Origin of the sequence: Sphingobacterium sp. UBA2480 (assembly GCF_002341965.1) — a bacterium.
Lineage (GTDB): Bacteria > Bacteroidota > Bacteroidia > Sphingobacteriales > Sphingobacteriaceae > Sphingobacterium > Sphingobacterium multivorum.
Map to the genome: position 1 here is coordinate 119,919 of NZ_DDPA01000008.1, position 24,530 is coordinate 144,448.

At 39.6% G+C, this 24,530-nt stretch carries 18 protein-coding genes and 1 pseudogene; 3 read left to right on the forward strand and 16 right to left on the reverse strand.

Annotated elements, in window-relative coordinates; translation table 11 throughout:
* Positions 1–260 precede the first annotated feature (260 nt).
* Together B3600_RS19345 and B3600_RS19350 are read left to right on the forward strand one after the other, a co-directional pair.
* Positions 261–3,239: a SusC/RagA family TonB-linked outer membrane protein gene (locus tag B3600_RS19345; protein WP_286754091.1), complete on the forward strand. Its 2,979-nt coding sequence runs from the start codon at positions 261–263 to the stop codon at positions 3,237–3,239.
* Positions 3,240–3,250: 11 nt separating this feature from the next.
* Positions 3,251–4,933: a RagB/SusD family nutrient uptake outer membrane protein gene (locus tag B3600_RS19350; RefSeq protein WP_286754092.1), complete on the forward strand. Its 1,683-nt coding sequence runs from the start codon at positions 3,251–3,253 to the stop codon at positions 4,931–4,933.
* A 63-nt stretch (positions 4,934–4,996) separates the two neighbouring features.
* On the opposite strand, the gene B3600_RS19355 is transcribed toward B3600_RS19350, so the two are convergent.
* The 7 genes from B3600_RS19355 to B3600_RS19385 all read right to left on the reverse strand — a co-directional run bounded on the left by B3600_RS19355 (position 4,997) and on the right by B3600_RS19385 (position 14,627).
* Entirely contained in the window at positions 4,997–6,910 is a 1,914-nt protein-coding gene (locus B3600_RS19355; protein WP_286754093.1) for a polysaccharide biosynthesis protein, read from the reverse strand.
* Between the two features lie 134 nt (positions 6,911–7,044).
* The gene (locus tag B3600_RS19360) at positions 7,045–8,007 is read right to left on the reverse strand and encodes a nucleotidyltransferase family protein (protein WP_286754094.1); all 963 of its coding nucleotides are present in this window, start codon (positions 8,005–8,007) and stop codon (positions 7,045–7,047) included.
* Positions 8,008–8,165: 158 nt separating this feature from the next.
* Positions 8,166–9,173 carry a gliding motility protein GldN gene (gene gldN, locus B3600_RS19365; RefSeq protein WP_286754095.1) on the reverse strand — a complete coding sequence of 336 codons (1,008 nt, stop codon included), beginning with the start codon at positions 9,171–9,173 and terminating at the stop codon, positions 8,166–8,168.
* 32 nt (positions 9,174–9,205) lie between these two features.
* On the reverse strand, positions 9,206–10,504 hold the full coding sequence (locus B3600_RS19370; protein WP_286754096.1) for an SUMF1/EgtB/PvdO family nonheme iron enzyme: 1,299 nt from the start codon (positions 10,502–10,504) through the stop codon (positions 9,206–9,208).
* Between the two features lie 25 nt (positions 10,505–10,529).
* Positions 10,530–11,222, reverse strand: a complete 693-nt coding sequence (locus B3600_RS19375) for a hypothetical protein (RefSeq protein ID WP_286754097.1) — start codon at positions 11,220–11,222, stop codon at positions 10,530–10,532.
* Positions 11,223–11,433: 211 nt separating this feature from the next.
* Positions 11,434–13,836, reverse strand: coding sequence for a GumC family protein (locus tag B3600_RS19380; RefSeq protein WP_286754098.1), 2,403 nt, complete (start codon positions 13,834–13,836; stop codon positions 11,434–11,436).
* Between the two features lie 8 nt (positions 13,837–13,844).
* Positions 13,845–14,627, reverse strand: coding sequence for a polysaccharide biosynthesis/export family protein (locus B3600_RS19385; protein WP_286754099.1), 783 nt, complete (start codon positions 14,625–14,627; stop codon positions 13,845–13,847).
* A gap of 325 nt (positions 14,628–14,952) precedes the next feature.
* Here B3600_RS19385 and B3600_RS19390 point away from each other — a divergent pair, with 325 nt between their 5' ends.
* The gene (locus tag B3600_RS19390) at positions 14,953–16,053 is read left to right on the forward strand and encodes a nucleotidyltransferase family protein (protein ID WP_286754100.1); all 1,101 of its coding nucleotides are present in this window, start codon (positions 14,953–14,955) and stop codon (positions 16,051–16,053) included.
* Here B3600_RS19390 and B3600_RS19395 read toward each other — a convergent pair.
* From B3600_RS19395 to B3600_RS19435, 9 genes and pseudogenes are all read right to left on the reverse strand, one after another.
* Positions 16,050–17,015 (reverse strand): UDP-GlcNAc--UDP-phosphate GlcNAc-1-phosphate transferase, encoded by a 966-nt coding sequence (locus tag B3600_RS19395; protein WP_286754101.1) that lies wholly within the window; start codon positions 17,013–17,015, stop codon positions 16,050–16,052. The genes B3600_RS19390 and B3600_RS19395 overlap by 4 nt on opposite strands.
* A 3-nt stretch (positions 17,016–17,018) precedes the next feature.
* Positions 17,019–17,927: an NAD-dependent epimerase/dehydratase family protein gene (locus B3600_RS19400; protein ID WP_286754102.1), complete on the reverse strand. Its 909-nt coding sequence runs from the start codon at positions 17,925–17,927 to the stop codon at positions 17,019–17,021.
* A complete protein-coding gene (locus B3600_RS19405; RefSeq protein ID WP_286754103.1) occupies positions 17,917–19,110 on the reverse strand; it encodes a glycosyltransferase family 4 protein in 1,194 nt (397 codons plus the stop codon). The genes B3600_RS19400 and B3600_RS19405 overlap by 11 nt, the downstream gene beginning before the upstream one ends.
* 4 nt (positions 19,111–19,114) lie before the next feature.
* Positions 19,115–20,254 carry a non-hydrolyzing UDP-N-acetylglucosamine 2-epimerase gene (wecB, locus tag B3600_RS19410; RefSeq protein ID WP_286754104.1) on the reverse strand — a complete coding sequence of 380 codons (1,140 nt, stop codon included), beginning with the start codon at positions 20,252–20,254 and terminating at the stop codon, positions 19,115–19,117.
* A 30-nt stretch (positions 20,255–20,284) separates the two neighbouring features.
* The gene (locus B3600_RS19415) at positions 20,285–21,400 is read right to left on the reverse strand and encodes an NAD-dependent epimerase/dehydratase family protein (RefSeq protein ID WP_286754105.1); all 1,116 of its coding nucleotides are present in this window, start codon (positions 21,398–21,400) and stop codon (positions 20,285–20,287) included.
* A gap of 11 nt (positions 21,401–21,411) precedes the next feature.
* Positions 21,412–21,834, reverse strand: a complete 423-nt coding sequence (locus tag B3600_RS19420) for a WxcM-like domain-containing protein (protein WP_286754106.1) — start codon at positions 21,832–21,834, stop codon at positions 21,412–21,414.
* Between the two features lie 8 nt (positions 21,835–21,842).
* Positions 21,843–22,880 carry a polysaccharide biosynthesis protein gene (locus tag B3600_RS19425; RefSeq protein ID WP_286754107.1) on the reverse strand — a complete coding sequence of 346 codons (1,038 nt, stop codon included), beginning with the start codon at positions 22,878–22,880 and terminating at the stop codon, positions 21,843–21,845.
* Between the two features lie 62 nt (positions 22,881–22,942).
* Positions 22,943–23,125, reverse strand: a pseudogene (locus B3600_RS25640) (DapH/DapD/GlmU-related protein); the annotation flags it as partial.
* 299 nt (positions 23,126–23,424) lie between these two features.
* Positions 23,425–24,489 (reverse strand): glycosyltransferase family 4 protein, encoded by a 1,065-nt coding sequence (locus B3600_RS19435; RefSeq protein WP_286754109.1) that lies wholly within the window; start codon positions 24,487–24,489, stop codon positions 23,425–23,427.
* Positions 24,490–24,530 lie beyond the last annotated feature (41 nt).

Sequence of the window (24,530 nt, forward strand, 5' to 3'; positions counted from 1 at the left end):
GTTCCCAAATACCGACATTATTTCAAGCCAAAGCTGACCTTACAAATCGTCTCAAAATATCCTCATATTGTCTCAAGTGATCCCGCCTATAAGGCTAATGCCGTACATTTAGTGTTCATATCACACCAATTATATGCAGTATCTTGAATTTGAACATATCCATTTGATCTGGAGCCGACAGCTGACATCGACCATTCCACAAAGAGCTTGTCAATACCTTTTATCGTAAACAACCAATATTTTTTAATAAACATTAGCACATGAATTTTAAAATCAACAGTTTTAAAGTGGCTACTAAATTATTGCTATTCAGCAGCAGTTTTTTTGCTGGAGCAGCTAACGCCCTACCCCATGCACCCTATATGCAGCAGGCCCAAACTACAGTCAAGGGCAGTGTAAAAGACGAGCAAGGCAATCCCCTAGCCGGAGCCACGGTGTCTGTAAAGGGAAGCAATAGCAGCACCTCCACCGACGCCACTGGTACATTCACACTGACCAACGTGGAGCGAAATGCTGTCCTCGTCGTTCGAATGATCGGCTATAGCGCCAGGGAAATCACGTATACGGGTGGCTCCAGTTTGAATGTACAACTGGTATCTGACACGCAGCAGCTCGAGGAGGCTGTTGTTGTCGGTTATGGTTCCCTTGACAAGAAAGAATTGACCAGTGCCGTTTCGAGCATCAAACAGAAAGACATGGTCGCAGGTGCTGTCTCTCCCCTTTTGGCAATTCAAGGAAAAGTTCCAGGACTCAGTGTCATCTCTACCAATGGAACCGACCCTAATGCCGGTATCTCCTTGCAATTGCGCGGTGTAAATTCAGTAAACGCCTCACAGGGACCCCTCGTGGTTATTGACGGCGTTCCTGGCGGCGATATCAACTCCGTAGCGAAGGAAGATATTGAATCCATTAACGTGCTGCGCGACGCCTCTGCTGCCGCAATCTATGGAACACGTGCCTCTGGCGGTGTGATCCTGATCACCACAAAACGACCGCAGGTCGGAAAAGCACAAGTGAATTTTACCTCCGAATACTTTGTAGAATCCATCCGAAAACGGCCAAAGGTCCTATCGGCAGAGAAATTTTTGGAATATGGCCTCGGTGAAGATCTGGGACATCGCACCGACTGGTATGATGAGGTTACCAACAATAATCCATTTAGCCATCGACAGGTCGCAAACATCAGTGGCGGTTCCGAAAATGCCAATGTCTATACCACCTTTACCAAACGCGACGCCAAAGGAATGGCGATCACCTCCAAGCGGGATGAAATCGGTGGACGGATCAATAGTGCCTTCAAATTTTTCGATGGCTTTGCGGAGCTGAATACCAATGTAAGCTACAACCAGGTGAAAGCCTATGGCTCCAATGGTGACATCTTCAACAACAATGACATTTTTAATATGGCCCTGGTGATGAATCCTACAGAAACGCCTTATGATGCCAATGATGTCAGTGGATATAATGTACTGGAAGGTGGTTATGATACCTGGAATCCTGTGGCTGAAGCCCGCCTGCGCAGCGATGAAAAGCAATTCAAATACCTTTTGGCCAATGCAACCTTAAAGTTAAACCTCACGGAACATCTGACCACAAGCGCAACCATCGGGATAAAGAACAACAGCGAACATGGCAACTATTACCGATCGGCACAACATCGCATTTCACGGGAGAATAATGTGGATGGATTTGCCAAGCAATATTATAGCCGGTTCAATGACCGCGTCTTTGAATGGACCGCAAACTATACAAACCGTTGGGCCGAACATTCCTTGAATGCTGTGGCAGGTTATAGTTACCAGGATTTTAATGGACAAGGATTTTCGGCCGAAAACTCTAATTTCCCCGTTGATGGTATTGGCGAAAACGATATGGGCACAGGAACTTATTTACCTGACGGACGTGCAGGCATTGGCTCCTGGAAAAACCCTTGGGTGAAGCTTGCCGCCTTTTTCGGGCGTGTCAACTACTCGTATCTGGACCGCTATATCCTGACCGCAACAGCACGTTACGAAGGATCCAGCAAATTTGCGCCTAAAAACAGATGGGGATTCTTTCCGGGACTTTCTGCAGGCTGGCGTGTTTCCCAGGAACCTTTCCTACGGGATGTCAAATTTATCAATGACTTAAAATTACGCGCAGGCTATGGAGAAACGGGCAATGAAGGTTTTGATGCAAAAGTTGCCACGCGGATGTATAGCGCCGACACCTGGTTTTTGCAGGATGGAAAATGGTTTAGGACTTATGGCGTGATGCACAATCAAAATCCAAATATCAAATGGGAGGTCAAAAAAGAATACAACCTCGGTTTAGATTTCACCGTACTGAACAACCGTTTAAACGGTCGCTTTGATATTTACAAACGCAAGATCGACGATCTGATTTACGACATCAGCGTATCCCAGCCGCCGGCGATCCACGATAAAACCACTATGAATGTGGGTAGCATGCAAAATACGGGATATGAATTTGAACTGAACTTTAAAGCCGTAGATAATGAGCATTTCAGTTATACCACCAGCATTGTCGCCTCGCATAACAAAAGTAGGCTCAATACCTTATGGGGCAGTCAGACCTTTACCGACCGGAAAGACTTCCCGGCACCCGGTTCACCAGGCTCGGCGGTCAGGTTGTACCCAGGGCAGGATATTGGCCAGTTTTTCCTCTGGAAATTTGCCGGATTTACAGATGACGGCTATTGGAAACTCTATGACAAGGATGGAAATGCCTTTGATGTGCGCGACCGCAACAAGACCGTTGGCGACAAGTCTTTTGTAGGCAATGCGATCCCGACCTTACAACTATCCTGGAACAACCAATTTACCTATAAAAACTGGGATGCAAGTATCTATATGCGTAGCTGGATAGGCCACGATGTATTCAATATGATCAATATGTACTATAGCCTCCCCAATGTAAAAGGACAGAATGTATTGGAAGAGGCCTATGACAAACATAAAAATATCAAGGGAGAGAAAGAGTTGAGCGATTACTGGCTGGAAAAAGGCACTTTTCTGAAGGTTGACGCGCTGAACATCGGTTATCGTTTTAACCAAAATTGGATCAAACCACTAAAATCAATGCGTGTCTATGCCACTGCACGCGACCTTTTTGTGTTTACAAATTATAGTGGCCTGGATCCCGAAGTCAATATCAATGGCCTCGAACCGGGATTTGAGGAGCGCAATGTCTATCCAAAGACCAGGACCTTTATGATGGGGTTACAAGTAAATTTTTAAACTGAACAAACATGAAAAAATACATTTCCATAGCAACATTATCCGTAGCATTATTGCTATCAGGATGCACCAAATTGGATCAGGAATTTTATAGTTCGGTCACGCCGGACACCTTTTTCAAAAGTGAGAAAGATATCAAGGCGGCCTTGTTTAGACCATTTACCCATGCCAAATGGTATATGGGCGAAGACCGCTGGCGCCTACAGGAATATACGGCAGACAATTTTGCCATTACCACCAAGGGACGCCACTGGTATAATGGTGGCGAGAATGAGCGCTATCATTACCACCGTTGGACGGCGGATGACAATTGGATTTGGGGAAGCTGGCGCGGCACCCTGATGGGGGTTGCCCTCGCACTGGATACAAAGAGCGACCTCAGCAAATTGGACTACGGCAAATTTGCCTTGAGCGACGAGCGGAAAGCAGCAGATCTTGCTCAATTGGATGCTTTGATCGCCTACTTTTATCTACGTGGATTAGATTATTTTGGCGGTATGCCTATTTTCGAATCCCTAGACCAAGAGTCCCTACCGCGCAATAGCGATCAGGAACTTTTTGCGCATATCGAAAAGCTGCTCAAAGCTGCTATTGAAAATCTTCCGGCAAAGAAGACCGGCGACAAGGAAGAAGGTGCGATCCGAAAAGCTGCGGCAGCAGCCATGCTGGCACAGCTCTACTTCAATGCAGAGGCCTATATCGGTAAAGCGATGTATGCTGAGAGCCAAAAATTGGCACAGGATATTGTCAATAAGGTTTATGGCGATTATGCCCTAGATGCCAAATGGAACGGAGTCCATGGGTTTAAAAACAATGAATCGCCCGAGATTATTTGGTCTATGCCTTCGGAATTCAAGATGCTGGAGTATAATTGGTTTTATGCCGACTTCTATCATTACAACACGAAACAGTTCTTTGCACAGGACATGGGCGGGAATAATGGAGCCCACCTGACGCCGTCGAAGAAACCCAACGGCTCACTTTATACTGAAGACTTCAAGTTAGGTTCACCTTTTGAAACCTTTGACCAAGGCGATCTACGCAAAGCACCTTACATTTACCGTGGCTCGGACCAATATGAGGGCATGTTTATTGTTGGTCCCCATAAAACACCGAGCGGCGAGGCTATTCTCGGCGGTGAGGAATATAAGGACAAGCCCCTGAACTTTGTCGATCAGGTCGGTCGCTTTTCAGAAGTTGGGCCAGGAAAAAAATACAGTTCCATCGACCAGTTACCTTCTAAAATGTCCGAAGGCGAGGAAAACACAGGCATACGCCTGGTGAAGGTACCCATCCCGAATCTCGCCAACAATACTTTACGCTGGGGAGCCGATATGCCGATTATCCGATTGGCGGAGATTTACTATATGCTTGCCGAATGTGATTATAGATTAGGAAATAAGGAAAAGGCAGCAGAACTATTCAATACTGTCCGGAAACGGAACTTTGTCAATGCTGCCGATCCCAATCCCGTGACTAGCGCCAATATGGACAAATACCGTATTCTGGATGAATGGAGTATTGAGTTTTTAGGAGAAGGTCGACGACGTACGGATCTGATCCGATGGAAAGCTTTCACGACAGAAAAGTGGTGGGATCATAATCCTAGTACATCCACGCATCTGAATCGTTTTCCAGTACCTAATCAAGCTATTGCAGGTAACAGCAGCCTGGCACAGAATCCGGGATATTAAAATTGACAATAAAAAAAGCCAGCCTGCGATTGCTCACGCAGGTTGGCTTTTTTTGTAATAGACTTACTTGTCCAATGCTATAAAAACAGAATTTTGGGAGCGGAATTCCGGTACGATATCTTTAACTAATTGCACTAGTTTCATTTTATCATCATTCGGATCAGCAGTCTTGGCGAGTGCACAAAGTTGCTCAATTCGCGCTTTTTGCAGTGCTAAGTCTGGGGTGTTGACCTTTGCAATCATAATCTTCTCATGATACGTCTTTTCGGTATTCTCCCCATTCGCCAGAAGCTCTTCAAATATCTTTTCACCCGGTCGGAGACCTACGACTTTAATGTCAATATCTTCGGGATAATTGTAGCCTTTTAAGCGGATCATCTGTTTGGCGAGATCCATAATCTTAACGGGTTCGCCCATATCGAAGACAAATATTTCACCGCCTTTACCCATCACTGCGGCTTCCTGTACCAATTGGCAGGCTTCAGGGATGGTCATAAAATAACGGGTAATATTCGGATCGGTAATCGTTAAAGGACCACCTTTTAGCATCTGCTTTTCAAAAAGAGGAATTACCGAACCATTGGAGCCCAATACATTGCCAAAACGCGTGACGATAAAATTGGTTTTGGAGTTTATGTTAACCGTAGATATAGCAATCTCCGCGACACGTTTGGTAGCCCCCATTACATTGGTCGGGTTCACTGCCTTGTCCGTGGAGACCATAACAAATTTAGCTACATTATATTTATCGGCCAGCAAAGCGACATTGTAGGACCCCCATACATTCGTTAGAATAGATTCGTATGGATTGGCTTCCATCAAAGGCACATGTTTATAAGCTGCTGCATGAAAGACGTATGTCGGTCGGTAGAACTGAAACAGTGTATCCATAAATACGGCATCCCGGACATTGCCCACCATAAATACACAACGACCAAAATTTGCGGAGGAGCTCAACTCCTGTTGAATATCATACAAGGAGGATTCTGCTTGGTCTACCACAATAAGCTGCTTTAAATCCGTATGCGCGAGCTGGCGCACCAGTTCACCGCCAATAGAACCAGCTCCCCCTGTCACTAATACGATCTGTCCCTTCATCTCTGCAGCAATAGCAGGATTATCCAGGTCGATTGCTTTACGTCCCAGTAGATCCTCTATGCGCAAACTGCGTATTTGTCTGGTCGCCACCTCCCCGGCCATCAAACGAGCCGTATCTGGAATAATTTTAACGATTAAAGGAATCGGCTCGGCCAACTTAAAAATTCTGCTTAATCGTTCGGGAGCCCTATTATCTATTGCAACGATAAGCTCAGCCGCATTGCCATGCCGTTGAACAAATGCTTTATTGAGTTCACTGATATCATGAATCTTAAAACCCTGGATTCGATTTCCGATACGGTGCGGATTATCATCCATAATGGCTACAATCCGATATTTGTTGCGCGATGTGGTATGAATAAAATGAAAGGTAGTATTACCCATATTCCCTGCACCAAATAAAATAACCGGAATGCGGTTGTCTTTATTCCCCCACATGAGTTCATGATATAGCGCTCGGTAAAGCACACGGCTAAAGGTCATTCCGAAACCCGCAATCAAGGCGTGGAAAAGCAGTTGTGTATCTGAAAAAGGAAATATTGTTTTTAAAAAGTCAGGCTGCAACCATTCTAATATTTTTGAAACTAGTACCGTAGAAAAGTAAGCCAGCACAATAGCCATCACAATACGTTGCAGTTCGCGGATACCTGTCTTATGAACTACGCCTTTGAATGTACCTAGTATACAGAACCAAACCAGGTATAGGACAGACACCAGGAGGCCCTGCTGTTGCATTGCATCAATCGCTATCGAGCCCCTGTGTTTAAAGATTAGCACATAGCTGGCAAAGAAAGCGACAACAACTATCATCATATCTAATAATAGAATGATCCAACGTGGCTTGTTGATGGACAAACCTTCCCTCCATAAATTACTCATCTAAAATCTATTAAATTTCCCTTCGATAGTTTAAGTTGCTGCAAATTTACCAAATAAATTGGTATAAATACGGTAAAAGTTCCCCAGTGATATTGGAGAACTTTTACGGCGTATATTAAAAGAAATAGTAATTTTTAAAAATCCAAATAAATACTTTCATCCACGACCTTTTTTTCTGGCCATAATCGTTTCGGATAATGACCTTCTTCAACTAATCGATGGATACTGTGCTGCACCTCTTCCTTATCCTCTTTATAGGTAACACCAAACCATTTCGCATCGGTAGGCAGTACCGAAAAATTGGCAATACCTTGCTTGACCATATAGTCCGGTAAATCAGGAATAAAAAATTCGGATTTGGGATTCTCATGATTTTTCTCTACAAAATCAGGAAACAAGCTACGGGCAATCTCAAATATTTTGGGTGTAAATCCCCAGAAATTCATGGAAACTCGAGTATCCCCAGACAGCACAGTTTCTTTTTCATCCTGCGCATAGACAATATCATGGCCTTTACGATAGATGTTAGTTCTTTCGGTCACACTCTGCAAATGATTTGTTCCATTCACTTCACATACGCCGCGCGAGACATAGCCAAAGTCGGAAAGGGTATTACCAACTTCAAAACCGACCAGCGCCATCTCCTGATCATCTGCTCTTTGGGTTAGAAAATCAGCCATCTTTTGAAAAGCATCATAACCATAGAAATCGTCTGCATTAATCACACAAAACGGTCTATCCACTTCATGCTCGGCACTCATCACGGCATGACCGGTACCCCAAGGTTTTTGGCGTTCCACAACTCTATCAATACCATACTTTTTAAGGTCGAAATTCTGGTAGGCATACGCAACCTCGACAGATTCAGGAAGTTTGGCTCCCACATTTGTTTTCATGATTTCTAAGAATTCTTCCCGGATGACAAAAACGATCTTTCCGAATCCAGCCCGAATGGCGTCATAAATCGAGTAATCAATTATTTTTTCACCAAATGGCCCAAAGCTTTCCACTTGCTTAGCCGACCCATAACGGCTCGCCATACCAGCGGCCAAGATTACTAAAATGGGCTTTTGTATATTCTCAATGCTATTGTTCATTCCTATTCAAATGTGATTTTTATCGTGCGTCTGCAACCATTAGCAATATTGGTACCAGTTTCATAATTTCTACATTATTAAATAATGAATTATTAAACAAAAGCGAGCTTTTCGATTTTATAGAAAAACTCGCTTTGTACAAAACAGATTATATTTTATTACAATTTCTGTTCCGTTTCCTTTTGCTGGTTTTGGCTCTGTGAAGTTTTACTGTCACTGGACTGATTCCCTTCCAGTTCTTCGGCTTTTACCCCTTTCGGATTACTCCATAATTTCTTCTTGTAAGCATCCAGTTTCTCTTCCACTTTTTTTCCGTCCAATTGCTGTCCACCGGTTTCAGTTTCTTTTAGATTCTGCAACATACCAGGAGAAGATTCACGAACGATGGTACTGGCAAATTTGTTTTGTACAAAAAAATCATCCATGGTCATGTCATAAAGCCCCTTATCCGGATCAGAAATATCCACTTGGATAAGACTATATCGCAACTGTGGGAAATATAACCAGAATGCAGGTGTCGCACCGACAGATTCCGCAAGCTCTGCGGAAGTTGTAATATTCATTAAGGGAGCTACACCGATAATCCGTGTTTCCAATCGGCTCCGCTGCTTATCGAAGAAGATATCTTCCTTAATTCTAAATTTGGTCACACGTGCCGGGTCAAATTCATTCAGGGCCATTTTGGAATCAATCTGATTGCCTTCACCATCAAAAATTGGCACAAGCACACTATCTGCGAAACGGGCCATCCCCTCTTGGGCACTCAGTCGGCCTTTAAAAGAATCATCATCCGGACTATAGAGTGAAAGTTTGCCTTTTTCAATGGCTTTCATGACCACTTCGATCAGGGAATTACCCGGGATTGCAAGTATGTTATTCTTTTCATCTTTCAGATCAATATCACGCCATACACGTTTGTAAAAACGAATATTCTTCTTATTCACTTCAGGATAAGCAAAGGGAACAGCATCCTCCATATTATTGGCCTGATAAAATCCATCGGTTAACGGAATTGTATCTTGAATGACTTCTCCAGAGGCTCCCGAATTGACATTATTTAAAATGTTCTGATTTTTAGGGACGGTATCTATCGTTGTCTCTTGCTGAGCAAACAATGACCCAACTCCAAAAGTCATCGCAGCTATCAATACTATATTTGTTTTCATTATTATCGATTTTGGGGTTTTAAAACAGCGGGTTAGTACTTACGTGTTTTGCTCTGTACAGTAGGCATTTCAAAAGCCGACATGACACAGCGGAAACCGATATAAGAATGCGGTTCATAGTCTACCGAATAATTACGCGTCTCGCTATTCAATTGTTCACCATTGTCTTTCCAGGATCCGCCACGTACCACTTTACGTTTCAAGGCGTCACCATCTTTCGCATCCGCATCATACAGCAACGCAGGATTCAAGTCGTTGACAAATACGACGGCAGAAGGGCTATAAGCATCCAAAGTCCATTCTGAAACATTTCCAGCCATATTGTAGACACCAAAAGCATTCGGCATATATGATTTTACGGGTAGTGTGAACGTAGCGCCATCACGTGAATAAGTTCCTTCGCCTTGTTTAAAATTAACCGCCAGTTTCTTTTTGCCCTCCGTACCATCGATGGTCATTCTAGAACCAGCTATAGTATCCTGAGGATCCAACTTCCCAGAAGCTGCATATTGCCACTGCGCTTCGGTAGGCAAGCTCAAACTCAATTGATATCCATTCAGATAAGAATTTTTTAGTATTGTTGCCGCCATCTCATTTGCTCTCCAATCTGTAAATGCCCTAGCTTGTCTCCAGGTAACACCGATTACTGGATAATAATCAAAGGAAGGATGCGTAAAGTAATTGGCATCCAAAGATGCAAGTTGAGCATTCGGAAAGTCTTTTGTCCAAATATCTTCCACAGGCATTACAGCAACGGTATCAGTAACATATTTCTTCTTTACATTACCTTTAGACTGTAGGTAAGAGAACCGATATTTAATTACCTCGGGATTTAGTGCACGCCTGTTGCCGTGCATTTCAAGCATTGGCGCTAGGCGCTCCTGAATACTTGGATCGTTGCTTTTCCATATTGGCGATATCTTTTTCACCTTGGCCCAATTGATGCGCTTTTGACCTACCTGTTCGCCGGCAATCTCCAGGAAGTATTGATCATCATTGAGATAATCCGTTACAGCAACTGAATCAGCTACCCAGTTTACAAATTCGCGGTATTGTTTATTAGTGACTTCGGCTTCATCAATAAAGAAGGCGCTAACACTCACATTTTTCCCTACATTGCCACTATCTAAAGAACCTTTAAAAAGAATAGTGCCGGAGGGAATATAAACCATCCCCGGGGGCGCGGGTAATTTTCCGCCTCGAAAGGCATTTACCTTTGGGGCTTTATACATTGCAGAATTAGACTTACAGGCAGCAAAACCAATTAAAATAGCCAGCGAAAGAAGCCCAAGTAAGCGATTGCCATAGAACCTTTTTAATATATTCATCATTTCGTTTTATTAAAATTTGCTTTGCTTATTTACGGTTAAATAATCCATATTTTACACCCACTGAAATAAGGCCGTATTGATCATTATTTTTATTGATGATCCCATCAAGATTATCATTGAATGTCAATGTATGCTGATAGTTTACATTAATGGCAAATTGAGGTCCATACAAGGTTCTACCGAATGGTATATCCAAGCCTACATTTAAAGGGAGAACAAAGTGAACTTGGCCAACTTTATCCGAAAACTCTCCCCCTTGATTTGTAATTGCTTCACGATATTCAGGAGATAAATGTGTTGAGATCCTATTTTTTACTAAGCCAGCACCGGCACCAATATAAATATTAGAAAGTATACGTGAAAAGGTGCTCGCTTCTAAAGTATAGTAACTATAATTATGTGCATTATCAAGAAACTGCCCCAATCGGACTTTTCCATTGACATTTCCTGCAAAATATCTATTTTTAAAATCACTTTCGTAACCATTTCCCGCTAATGTACCCTTCTCACCGTGTAATCCAACTGAGATATACGGCGTAACTAAGTAATCCACCTCGCCATAGAATGCAAACTTGGCTTCCACATTACCCAAGTCGGTCAGATTAAATGAAGTTCCGGCACCGGCACCAACACTAATGGGACGAGAAAATTGTGCTGACACAGATCCTGTCGCTAAAAAGAATAGTCCTACTACAGCAGATAAAAATTGTTTTTTCATCGATATATATATATTAATAGAGCTTATTTGTTCAGTCCACATGAGTTCCTTTATTCGGGTTACCCTTAGTTTGCTCATTGAAATTGATTAGTATTACGTCTATAAAACAAAACGCCTTTCATTGATAAATATTATAAAAATAAGAATCCCAAACCGACTCATCGATTTGGGATTCTACAACAATAAGGCCAAAATACTTTATAAAGCTCTTTTATTTTATATTTAAGCGATCTTTGAGGTCTTGCCATACTTTTGCAAAACCTGTTTTCTTTTTCCCTTTGTCACCATAACCATAACCGTAGCCATAACCATAACCATAACCACGAGCAAAATCTACATCATTTACTACCGCTGCTAAGTTTTTCAACTTACCATCGACGTACAACTCGCGCGGCACCTGCAACAAACGTTTATCCAGATAGTTTACACGGGAAACATATAATGTTAAATCAGCATTATGCGCAATTAATAGCGTATCTGTTACTAAACTAACTGGGGCTGTATCCACTAGAATGTAGTCATAATGTTCACGTGCATATTTAATCACATCATCAAAATGACCATTCATCAATAATTCAGCAGGATTGGGTGCGATATATCCAGAATAAATCACGTCAAAATCATAGTTCCCCGGTTTCTTAATAATAATATTATCAACATCCATATCTGGATTGATCAAGAATTGAGTAATCCCCACATTAGTGTGCTGAAGATGAGATAGGCCTAAATAATCTAACACTTTCGGACTTCTTATATCCGCACCTATTAGCACGACCCTTTTTCCAGACATGGATAAAATTTGCGCCAGGTTAGTAGTCACAAAAGACTTCCCTTCACCAGATATTGTTGATGTAACAAACACAACCTTTGAGGCATCCTTTTTATCAACGCCAAACATAAAATTCATATTGGTACGCAAAATCCGAAAAGCTTCAGCAAGAGAAGAACGATCATTTAAATGGACAATAGTATCCTCCGCTGTAGGAATCTCCCCAAGAACAGGCACTTTAACGATATCTTCAATATCTTTTCGAGAATGAATTTTATTATCCAATAAAAATTTCAAATATAAGATAGCAAATGGAATTAAAAACCCAATAATCAATGCTCCAAGTATAACTACAAGTTTCCTAGGCGAAACTGGAATTCCGTTACCATACGCAGCATCAATAATTTTTAAATTATCAGGGGTAGCCGCCGCCTTAACTTCACTTTCTTCACGTTTTTGTAGCAATAAAAGGTAGAGAGATTCAACAATTTGCTGTTGTCTTGAAATTTTCTTGAAGCCCTGCTCTTGGCTTGGAATTGAACTTATTCTACTCTTAATTTCATTGGATTTTTGCTGTATACTATTTAAAGCTAACTGTGTAACTTTTTGATAGTTCTTAAGCGATTGCCGTATATTTTTATCGCTCTCAGTGATATTTTCATTTAATGCTACGACAGCCGGATTTTGATCTGATGCTGATTTTAATAAATCATCACGTTCCAATACTAATTTGTTATATTCTGTAATCGCAGTACCGATTGAAACGTCTTGCAGCCCTATATTTGACGGCAAAAGCTTACCCACAGCTTGGTTTTTCAAATAATCATTCATATGATCAACTAGCTGTAGCTGAGTTCTATACTCTAGTACTTTTTTATCATTATCAGATGCAGTATTCAAGAAAACACCCGCCTCGGCAGCCATATCGACCATAGCATTCGAAGATTTAAATTCAGCTGCTTCCTCGTCTGCCCCTGATAAATCCTTGGAGATTATCAATAAACGTTTATTGATGAAATCTGATGTGGCTTTCGTGGTTCTGGATTTATCATTTGTCAAATCGGAATTATATACATCAATCAAGGTATTAATAATTAGCTCTGCTTTCTTCCTCATAGTTGATGTCATCGCAAAATTAACGATGTACGATTGCATCTCTTTACTTGGGGAAATGTTCAGTGCAGCTAAATTAGCATCGACTGCTCTATTTTTCGGAATAATAGTAATTTCATAATCTGAATTCAAATCTAATTTACTCGAAATATTGCGACGAAATATTCCATGAATGTTTCCAATTTTAAAAAGTGTGTCAAAATTTATCGATTGCTTTTTTCCAGATTTCGGGTCGGTTACTTTTAATTGCCTCCCATCAGCCATACCAACACGTAAATTTGCCAATATACTATCTTGTTCACCTTGAAGTTGTAAAACAAACGGCATTTCGTTTTCTAAGAATTCAGATGCCCGTATTTTACCTCTAACGGAATAAATGATATTAAGATGGTGCTGGTCAACAACTTTACGCATTAGCCTTCTCGAAGAAAGAACTTCAATTTGATCTGTGACAAAAGCTGCTCGTGTCCCCCCAAATCCTAAACTACTTGTCAGCTCGGCAATACCAGCAAGCTCTCCTGCAGAAGCACTCTTTTCATCCTTCAACAAAATTTTTGCTGTTGTATTATAGGTTTTTTGCGCATACCTCAAATATAGAAGAGCCAAGCCTAGGGCTAAAACAATCGCAATGACGAACCACTTCCAATAATAAATATATTGTTCAAATAGTTGTCTTAAATTAACATCTTCTTCGTTTTGATTATCTTTTGTTTGTATCGTTCTCTGTTCCATGAATTATTTTAACGAGTCAGTACCGAAATTACCGTGATTAATAGGCCCGCAATCGAGATTATAACATTCGTATTGCTACCTAATTTGGAATTATTAATTTGGGATTTGTTTGGTTCAACATAGATAACATCATTTTGTGCTAAGTAATAGTATGGAGAATTCAATGTATTTTGCTGTGTTAAATCCAATCTATGAACGGTTTTAACCCCGTTTATCTCTCGAATTAACATCACATTTTCACGAACCCCACGAATTGTTAGATCCCCCGCCATGCCTAGGGCCTCCAGAACAGTCACACGCTCGGTTGGCATTATAAAAGATCCTGGCCTCGCCACTTCCCCCAAAACAGAGACTCTAAAGTTATTAAAATTAATATTTACACCCGGATCTTTAATATATTGCCCCAAATCAGCACGTATTTTTTCGATAGCTTCAATACGTGTTAGTCCTGCTACATGAACTCTTCCTAACATAGGCAAAACAATATCACCTTTATCATCAACCGTATAAGTCGGACGTAAAGCTAAATCAACCTGTTGAGTCAAATTACTCGTAGCCATAGTACTTAGCGGATTAAATGGAGCCGTTACTTTCGGATCAGCCGCCGAAACAACAACAGTTAAAATATCACTGGGTTGAATTTTCGGCACATATTGCTCATAAATAGTGTTAATTTGAACTGAATCAGGTTGTAAATAAACCATATTTTTCCGGGAGCCGCAGGAGCTAAACATAATTAGCACCATTATAAAAAGGCCTAATAATAAACCATATTTCGAAACTAAACGCATGCGCTTTTTAAATTATAAATTGATTTCATTGATTTGAGACAAAAATATATTTTTTTCTCCACAATATTCTAAATATACCATATTTATATGGCGTTATTGAGAATGCTCTCTCCCTAGCAAGTTTTATGCCTAAATTTACTTTTTGCGTTCATCCACAATAGATATTTTTACAAAAAACTAGTTACCAAATAATTACCAATAAAATCATTTCTTAAACATACTATCTTACTTAATCAGTTTTTGCCAAACATCACTTTAAGATAAAACAGCGTAGTTTATATAGTATAATTCATTATTTACTATATTTGGATATATTGACAAATTAATGGAAAAACCACTCAGAGAAATTTTTTTACAGTTATTACGTATTGGATTATGGGGAGAAGGGAAATTAAAACTTGACTATCCTCTATCTGAGCAAGAATGGTTACAGTTGCATAAGTACGCGATAAACCATACCGTAGAAGGTGTGATCTATGATAGTTTCTCATTTCTAGAAGAAGAGCAGCTTCCACCTTATTCCTTACGCCTCAAATGGACAGTGCGTGTTGACAAAATCGAACGATTTAACCAGCAGATGAATTCAGTTATTGCTGATCAATATCATTTTTTTAGTTCAAAAGGTCTCCAACCAATATTACAAAAAGGTCAAGGTGTAGCAAGTTGTTATTTAAATCCACTACGGCGTATGAGCGGCGATATTGATTGGTATTTTGAAGATAAAGGCTATGAACATGCTAGAAATTTTTTAAAGGAAAAAAATATTATATACACAGATCTAGCAGGTTTTAGTTTAGACTACGATTGGGATAATGTACATATTGAGCATCACAAAAAATTGTTTGATATACAAAATCCATTTAAGGCTTCTTATCTAAACAGATTAAAACAAAAATATAAAGATAAATATCAAACGCTATCCGTCATGGATACACCTATCAAATTGCTCGCTCCAGAGTTACAGCTATTTCAGGTTAATATCCATATCTTAAAACATCTTCTTGCTTTTGGCATAGGTTTGCGCCAGCTTTGTGATTCAGCACGCCTTTATTATACTTATACATCCCAGATTGACTCCGAAGCCTTAAAAAAAATATATTCGGATACAGGTGTTCTGAACTGGGTACACGTTCTCCATGCCCTATTGGTTAAATACCTAAGTCTTCCATCAACGGCTCTCCCATTTCCTTACCCAAAAGAATTAGACCCAGAATGGATGTTGAATGAAATTTGGTTTTCAGGCAATTTTGGATTTTATGATCCGCGCTTTGAGGATGGAAAAATTACTGCGCTTTCCGCACAGCCCGATGGAGCATATCGATTATGGTCTAGTTTTAAACGTTATTTCAAATATGCTCCACAGGAGGCTTTCTTTTTCCCAATTGTTCAAACCTATTCTAGATTTGTCGGGAAAGATAAAGATTAAGATTGCTGGGATACGAACTTCTTAATGACATATGTTTTGAGCACCAAATAAACAAGACTTAGCCCCAATACAATAGCGAAAGAAAATAAGAGCTGCGTTGGCAAATCTTTGCTGGCTAATTGGATAACAAAAAAACCGATCCCGAACTGAACCAAGCCATATAAAAATGAGATCAACAATTTATTTACGCCAGCTTCATTGCCCAAAAATTGATATAAATGCGAGCGGTGCGCTTCAAAAATATTTTCTTTGCGGTATAAACGTCGCACAATAGTCCATACTGCATCTACCCCATAAACGACTAGAAATAAAATATAAATTAGATTTCCCGTTGAGAGAATTAATGTCCCCAACCCAAACAGTAATGTGTATGCTATAGCTACGGCCCCAACATCACCAGCAAAGCATTTGGCTTTAGCTCTAAAATTAAAGAAGGTAAACACCAAAACCCCCAATAATGTATAGATAAGTAGATCCTGTGCAATAAAATGAAGCTTATAATTAGCCAAAAGCAGTAATCCGCCGACTGCCAAGCTATAACACGCAGTAATACCATTAATTCCGTCCATAAAGTTATAGGCGTTTATCACGCCGACGACGACTATAAAGCCAATGAGCAAATAATACCAGGGCATACCGAATAACTCCAGTTGATAGGCCATCAGTAACACGGACGAAAAATGGATCAGTAGTCGGATTTTATTGGATAATGTAAAAATATCATCCAAAAAAGAAATTAGGGTCATCATGGTTAACCCCAAGAAAAACCATGGATATTGAAAGCCCGATGTCACGAAATAGATCAATGATCCGAAATAAAAGATTATCCCCCCACCCCGCAATGTAATCGAAGAATGCGAAGATCTTTCATTTGGCTTATCGATAATATTAAAGCGATCTGCTATTCTAAAGTAAATTAGCTCAAGTATAAATAACAGAATGAAGACAAATAAATAACTCATATTTTACTGATGTTTAATATTAACATTAAAAGAGCGGATGGTCTTTTCCAATCCTTCCGCAGCAGAGCAGGGTAAATTAGTAATCGCTAAAGCCGATTTTATTTTAGCATTGCTAAGCAATAAATTCCCTGTCAGCTTCTTAAGACGTTTTGTATTTAATGGAATAGGAATGCTATCGCCTAATCTAGCCACAAATTGCACTAAAGCTTTGGGTAATGCAAGATTAATGGTTTTTCGACCAGTAACACGCTGAATAATGTGAATAATTTCTTTGGTCGAAAGCGCCTCATCATCAGCAACATGATAGATACCTGCTTTCATTTCTTCGTTTCCAACGATCATCTTCTCGATGAAAAAACAAAAATTTTCAATGGAAATAAATGATCTACTGTTATCAAAAGAAGATAGTGGATAAGGAATACCTTTAGAAATTAACTTATAAAGCAAGCCTAAATTTCCTTTATCTCCCTCCCCATGAACCATAGGTGGCCGAATAATCAGAACTTTCTTACCTATCGGTAGCTGCTGGTCCAAAAGCCATTCCTCAGCTTCCCTTTTGGATTTTCCATACCAAGAGACGGGGCGACATGGCTCTTTTTCAGTCAAAGGTACATCCGAGTCAAACTCTTCTAATGCGGCCAAAGAGCTTACATGAATAAGTAGTTTTGCGTTAGATGCCACAAAAGCATGATAAATTTCTTGTGTTAATTTCACGTTTGCATTCCAATAATCCGCTTCGGTAGCAGTTCCCTGATGATCATGGGCTTTACCAATGAGATTAACCAGGATCTCACTCTCTACCAATTGATCTCGCCAACTTTCGTCTCTCAAGGAGACTGCATGTGATTGGGTTATTTTTTTCAATAGGTGCTGACCTATGAACCCTGAGGCTCCTAAAATGCTAGTTTTCATTTAAAATGTTTCTTTCCAATTTGGACAGTATGACTTCTGCACTATATTGTGTTTGAGCTAATGTCTTTGCATTCTGCCCAAAGCTTCCGTCCAAATTTTCTAATGTACTTAAAAACGTACGAATTTCGTCAGGCTTTTCCCAGTTAAATGACCAGCCTACAGACGATTCAGTGACTAAACGGTCTAATTCAGACCCCTGATCTCCGATATACAGAACTGGTTTTCCAAAAGCCAATAAATTATATGTTTTTGACGGAACCCCTAACCCATACATACCACGGGATAACGTAATTAATCCGATATCAAAACAAGACAAAAAAGTAGACTGCTCAGATCTAGGTTTGTTGCCAAGCAACAGTACATTTTGAAGTTTTTTGGTCTGAATGATATGTTCTAAAGCTTCTTTTTTAGCACCTTCACCAATCAATACCAAAATTATTCTATCTGTGTTAACGGTAGAAAATACTTCTAGAAATTCTTCAAGATTCTGTACCCGACCAATATTTCCGGCAAAGCCAATAACAATCTTATTGGTCGTATCAATGCCCAGGTATTGATCTCTGTCAGCCGTATGGTTAAAAGTTAGATCTTCATCAAACCAATTCTCCACTACCACACTTTCTTTTTCACCTTTGACCTTGGCATCAACCAGTTCCTTCATGTCCCGCCCCAGTACAATTAACCGATCAGCTTTGGAATAGGCCCAGTCATAAATACGTTTTGAAAGTTTATAAACAAGTCCGTTCGGATTTGTTAATCCAGCGGGAACAGCATTTTCGGGAAAAACATCATGCACTAAAAGCACATAATCAAAATTTTTAAAAATTCTGATTAAAGCCATCGTTAACACAAGGAGAAAGGGGTTTGTAACAGCAAACACCGTATCCCCTTTCTTTACTTTTTGAATAACTAATTTTCCAAAGGAAAGAGTCGTAAATAGACTTCCCCACAAACGACTGAATGTTTTATTTTTATCAACTTTAGGAGCCTTTGCCTTTACCAACTCTACCGCACCAAGATAGCTATTGTCCTGTTCTTCAATATTTGCATCGTATGCGATATCCGAACAAATAGCCATTACTTTATTCTTCTTGGCCAGATACCGGGCAATCTCAGTCATGATAAATGCAGTCGATGTCTTGTTTGGATAAAAGAGTTCCGATATTACGACAATCTTTTTCATCCGATTAAATCTGCTCAGACCAAACGACTCTTCTAATGTAATCGGTATAGGAAAGTATAATGCGAACCATCTTTTCGGACACATTTGGCATTGAATAGTCCGCCACTTGACGGAAGTTACGCTTCTCACCCACCTCTTGTCTTAAAACTTGTGTCAGTCCTTGCAATACACGTTCAGGAGATAATCCGACCATCATCACAGATGCTTCTTCCATTGCCTCAGGTCTTTCATGTGCTTGACGGATATTTAATGCACGGAAATTTAGGATGGAAGATTCCTCTGAAATTGTTCCTGAATCCGATAATACGGCATATGAGCGCATCTGCAAAGCGTTGTAATCATGAAATCCCAACGGTTTCAAGAACTGTATTTCAGGACGCATTTCGATCTGCATCTTGTCAAGCATATTACGTGTACGCGGATGGGTTGACACAATCACAGGGTAACCGTATTGTTCGGCGATTGTATTCAAAGACTCCATTAAGCCTCTAAAATTTTTCTCATTGTTGATATTTTCTTCGCGATGTGAAGACACAACAAAAAATTTACGTTCCTCTAAGCCTAATTTTAACAATACATCCGATGCTTCAATCTCCGGCAAGTAATGATTCAACACTTCGTACATTGGGGATCCTGTTTTTATAATGCGGTCGGCAGGCAAACCTTCACGCAATAAATACTCCCTTGCAATATCCGAATAAGTCAAATTAACGTCAGCCGTGTGATCAACAATTTTACGGTTGGTCTCTTCTGGCACCCGTTGATCAAAACAACGATTACCCGCCTCCATGTGAAAAATAGGTATATGGCGTTTTTTCGCTGGGATCGCACATAGACAAGAGTTTGTATCCCCCAATACTAAAAATGCATCAGGCTGTAACTCTTCCAACAAAGGATCTATTTTGATCAATATATTTCCGACTGTTTCTGTCGCTGTTTTTCCAGCAGCCTCCAAGAAATGGTCCGGTTTACGTAGTCCCAAGTCCTCAAAGAAGATCTGGTTTAATTCGTAATCATAGTTTTGTCCTGTATGTACGATAATGTGATCTACCGCATCTGAAGCGTCCAATGCTGCCAATACTCTCGATAATCGAATAATCTCTGGTCGTGTGCCAACGACCGTCATTACTTTTAGTTTTTTCATATTTAATTTAGCTCAAAGGCTTTTATTTAATTATACTTCTAAAAAATAGGTATCCGGATCTGCTGGATCATAAGGTTCATTAATCCAAAACATGGTAATCAGTTCCTCATCACCAATATTTGTTATATTATGTGTGTACCAAATTGGCATATCTACATAAGAAGGTTCAGTCCCATCCAGGTAAAAGTCCATCACCTCATCACTGTCCATTTTACGTAATTGGATCCGCGCTTTTCCCTGTATTACAGCAAAACGCTCTATTTTACGCGTATGGAAATGGTTACCTCTTGTAATCCCAGGGACAGTGGTTGAGTAGGACGACTGCCCGCCTATACCCATGCGAATTATTTCCACGAATGTACCTCTCGGATCTGTATGTAACTGGAATTTGCGCGGATAAATTGCACGATGATCTATGAATGACCGATATGTATTAAATAAATTGAGTTCGAAACGATCATTCAACACAGGAATTTCTCCTTTTAACAGATACAAATTTCTATAATTTTCAAGAATTCCCAACACTTCCGAAACCTTTTTTGTTGAGGTTGGTTCAACGATACACAAAGGGTTGTGCGTTGCTTTTCGAATTTGTTCAACGATAAAATCGACCAGTTCTTGAACATAGATCAAACCCACCTGACCATCAGTAGCGATGGTAGGAGTTTCTCCGTGTGTGAGCTGATGGCAAAATGTTGCTATAAAAGAGTTATAAAAAGGTTTACCGAAAGAACCAAAGACATTTGGAATCAATAATCCTGTCAATTTAGCCCCATTTTTTTCTGCCCAAGACATTAATGTCTCACGCCCCTCTCGTTTGGAACGCCCATAAAGATTATCGCGTTCTTCTTGTGTAGAAGATGAAATCAATACATGAGCCTTTGAACCTGTTCTTTCTAATGATCCCACCAGTTTGTTTACCAAACCAACATTCGTTTCATAGATGACTTGCTCGCTTTCATGTCTGTTCATTGCTGCCAAATGGACAATTACGTCACACTGTGCTACAAATTTATCCAGTTCAGCGTCGCTTTCAAAGAAACTTTTGTCAAAGTCTATTCGCTCAAATTCTGTATCGTGCAGTCCGATTGTATTGTACAGATGGCGGCCTACAAATCCATTCTGGCCTGTTATCCCAATCTTCATATTAAAACAAGTTATTTTCTATTTATAAAATATTCCAATGGATATGTAAAGTCGTCATTTTGAGCATTTTCAATACCATAATCCGCAAAAACCAATAATTCAGAATTTGGTTCCAATGCCTGAAAGGCTGTTCCATAACCCGGCGATAAGTGCAATACACGATTTTCTACAGATTCGAGTATAATTTTTTCCACAGAAAGATCAGTAGATGCTTGATTCCAGTCATCTATTTTGACAACATCAACCGAAAACTTACCCGATAGCACATAAAACCAACGCTGTTCCATTCGGTGAGCGCGCCAACCTCGAATCAAATCAAGATCAGTATTTTTAATTATGTAGAAACGTTTTACCAACGACATATCGAAATCATTCACAAAACGAATCTGACCCCGATGGTCTTTAGCAATGCCTCCTTGAATAAAATTAATCATAATAAAAACTAATAAGGATATTGCATTACATCTTCACCGAACACTTCCTTACGAATCAAAGGTAATTTTGACACAAGCGCTTTCAAGCCTTCAACCCCTTGCTGCTCGGTATTATGCGAGTGATAATCTTCAATCTTGGATACATCTTCCTCTCCTTCGGAGAAATACTTTGCATAGTTTAGGTCACGATTATCTGCTGGCACACGATAAAAATCCCCCATGTCCTCTGCTTTCAACATCTCTTCTCGTGTACAAAGCGTTTCGTAAAGCTTTTCTCCATGACGCGTACCGATAATTTTAATTGGCACTTCTTTGCCCGTCAATTCAATTAAAGCTTTTGCCAAATCACCAATGGAGCCAGCAGGAGCTTTGTTTACGAATAAGTCACCAGGATTAGCATGTTCAAATGCAAATAATACTAAATCTACGGCATCTTCAAGAGACATGAAGAAACGAGACATATTTGGATCAGTGATTGTAATAGGCTCTCCCTTTTGGATCTGATTTAAGAATAAAGGAATTACAGAACCTCTAGAAGCCATTACATTCCCGTAGCGTGTTAAACATACAACGGTATCCGTCAAATTACGAGCCTCAGCTACAGCTACTTTCTCCATCATTGCCTTGGAGATACCCATGGCATTAATTGGGTAGGCCGCTTTATCTGTACTTAGGCAGATTACTTTTTTCACCCCATTGGAGGATGCTGCGCGAATCACATTTTGGGTACCTTCCACATTTGTCTTAACAGCTTGCATTGGGAAGAACTCACATGATGGAACTTGCTTTAATGCCGCTGCATGGAAAATATAATCCACACCTCGTGTGGCAGGCTCAACTGAAGTATATTCTCTTACATCCCCTATATAATACTTGATCTTATCATTCCTATATAGATTGCGCATGTCATCTTGTTTTTTTTCATCGCGAGAAAAAATACGTATCTCCTTAAAATGGTCCGTTTCCAAAAAGCGATTTAAAACAGCTGTTCCAAAAGAACCTGTACCTCCGGTAATTAGAAGTATCTTATTTTTTATTTGTTGCATTATCTTGTATAATCGTTAATAGTTATTTTCAAAGTTTCTTGTAACATTTGTTTATGCTGTTCTATTTCCTGTTCATTGAATCTATTTTTAATAAACTTAGCTGGTGCACCACCAACTATTGTATATGCCTCAACATCTTTTGTAACAACAGAGTATGCAGCAACAATTGCTCCATTTCCTATTTTCACCCCTCTATTTATAAAAGCACCATATCCAATCCAAACGTCTTCTCCAATTATTGTTTCTAACTCCTTCTCTCTTCCCGAGAAGATTATTGGCTTTTTGGGATTTTTATAGAAATGATCACCACCTACGATTTTTACTTCAGGTGCCAACATAGAATATTTGCCTATTTTTACTTTCGAATAAATTACACAACCAGGGCCAATAAAAGAATATTCATCCGCTATAAGATCCTTAGCTAAGGTAGACTTTCCCCCCATATAAAAAGTTTTATGAACACCCTTTAGTCCATAGAGGTTCCTAAAAAAAAACATTTTAACCCTTCGATATAACGCACGAACTAACGATTTCATTTTCTTATTTACTTTAACGATTGATAAATTGCCTTTTTTATCTCCCCTGCCATCATTTCTGGAGTCCTATTATTTATATAATGATCATAAGCTCTTTCGTTCATTTTTTGAACTTCCTGTTTATGATCTATTATCCATTTCATTACGTCAGTTAAACTTTCGTTCTGTTTATATATAATGCCGTTATGTTTGTCTTCGATATTGAAAATTTCTCCGCCTGTAATTGCGTCCTCACGCGTCACAAAGGAAGTTCCATTCCCCATAGCATTTAAAACGGAAAGCCCAGCTTGATTTGGGGAGATACATGCCAAAGATTGGTTAAATATTTGAGAAAGTTCTTTCGGATCATATATACTTCCGAATAGAACGATCCGATCAATTAATTGTTTTTCCTTCACAAAATCTTCGATTTTCTTTCTTTCTGGACCATCTCCCACTATCAACAATTTCGGACTATCTTTCCTACTAAGGTACAGCTCATAATAGGCATTTAATAACTCTTGAATACCTTTTTGCGGATACAGTGTTCCGACAAAAAGAAAATCGTTCTTATTGGTACTATCTGGCATTGACGAATGTTCAATCTGAGTAGTATTATGTGCAACAAATAGTTTATCTTTAGATATTCCTGCTCTCAAATATCTATCGAGTGGGTAAGAACTGTAGAATATGGTAAAGTCGGATTTTTTTGAAACAAAAAATCTGAATTTGTCCCAAGTACTTTTTGAATCGAAAGCATTTTCATACGACGCAGTGACACCTATCCCCCAATAACCTATTCGAAATTTCCTGTTTCTTTTCAAGCATAACAAAGCCAAATTCAACCATCGTAGGTTCGATATTCCAATCACAACATCGTATTTTGAAGAAAGTTCAGCTAAATTATCTTTATGAAATTCAAAAGGTCCTCTTTTTTTTACTGGTAGAAAAATCGTTTTGAAAGAATACTCTTTCCCCAAGAATTTTTCATCAGAATATCCGACCGTTAAATCAAATTCCTCATTTATTAATTCAAAAATTCTTTCCCTGTAAGACCAGACTTTATTATAAATTATTAAAACTTTTTTTTTCATTTTTACTCTATTATGATATTTACACAAAATCAAGCATTTTA

Excerpts from the sequence above, each read along its gene's own strand:
- B3600_RS19345 (WP_286754091.1), top strand. The coding sequence starts at position 261 with ATGAATTTTAAAATCAACAGTTTTAAAGTGGCTACTAAATTATTGCTA.
- B3600_RS19350 (WP_286754092.1), top strand. The coding sequence starts at position 3,251 with ATGAAAAAATACATTTCCATAGCAACATTATCCGTAGCATTATTGCTA.
- B3600_RS19355 (WP_286754093.1), bottom strand. The coding sequence starts at position 6,910 with ATGAGTAATTTATGGAGGGAAGGTTTGTCCATCAACAAGCCACGTTGG.
- B3600_RS19360 (WP_286754094.1), bottom strand. The coding sequence starts at position 8,007 with ATGAACAATAGCATTGAGAATATACAAAAGCCCATTTTAGTAATCTTG.
- gldN (WP_286754095.1), bottom strand. The coding sequence starts at position 9,173 with ATGAAAACAAATATAGTATTGATAGCTGCGATGACTTTTGGAGTTGGG.
- B3600_RS19370 (WP_286754096.1), bottom strand. The coding sequence starts at position 10,504 with ATGATGAATATATTAAAAAGGTTCTATGGCAATCGCTTACTTGGGCTT.
- B3600_RS19375 (WP_286754097.1), bottom strand. The coding sequence starts at position 11,222 with ATGAAAAAACAATTTTTATCTGCTGTAGTAGGACTATTCTTTTTAGCG.
- B3600_RS19380 (WP_286754098.1), bottom strand. The coding sequence starts at position 13,836 with ATGGAACAGAGAACGATACAAACAAAAGATAATCAAAACGAAGAAGAT.
- B3600_RS19385 (WP_286754099.1), bottom strand. The coding sequence starts at position 14,627 with ATGCGTTTAGTTTCGAAATATGGTTTATTATTAGGCCTTTTTATAATG.
- B3600_RS19390 (WP_286754100.1), top strand. The coding sequence starts at position 14,953 with ATGGAAAAACCACTCAGAGAAATTTTTTTACAGTTATTACGTATTGGA.
- B3600_RS19395 (WP_286754101.1), bottom strand. The coding sequence starts at position 17,015 with ATGAGTTATTTATTTGTCTTCATTCTGTTATTTATACTTGAGCTAATT.
- B3600_RS19400 (WP_286754102.1), bottom strand. The coding sequence starts at position 17,927 with ATGAAAACTAGCATTTTAGGAGCCTCAGGGTTCATAGGTCAGCACCTA.
- B3600_RS19405 (WP_286754103.1), bottom strand. The coding sequence starts at position 19,110 with ATGAAAAAGATTGTCGTAATATCGGAACTCTTTTATCCAAACAAGACA.
- wecB (WP_286754104.1), bottom strand. The coding sequence starts at position 20,254 with ATGAAAAAACTAAAAGTAATGACGGTCGTTGGCACACGACCAGAGATT.
- B3600_RS19415 (WP_286754105.1), bottom strand. The coding sequence starts at position 21,400 with ATGAAGATTGGGATAACAGGCCAGAATGGATTTGTAGGCCGCCATCTG.
- B3600_RS19420 (WP_286754106.1), bottom strand. The coding sequence starts at position 21,834 with ATGATTAATTTTATTCAAGGAGGCATTGCTAAAGACCATCGGGGTCAG.
- B3600_RS19425 (WP_286754107.1), bottom strand. The coding sequence starts at position 22,880 with ATGCAACAAATAAAAAATAAGATACTTCTAATTACCGGAGGTACAGGT.
- B3600_RS19435 (WP_286754109.1), bottom strand. The coding sequence starts at position 24,489 with ATGAAAAAAAAAGTTTTAATAATTTATAATAAAGTCTGGTCTTACAGG.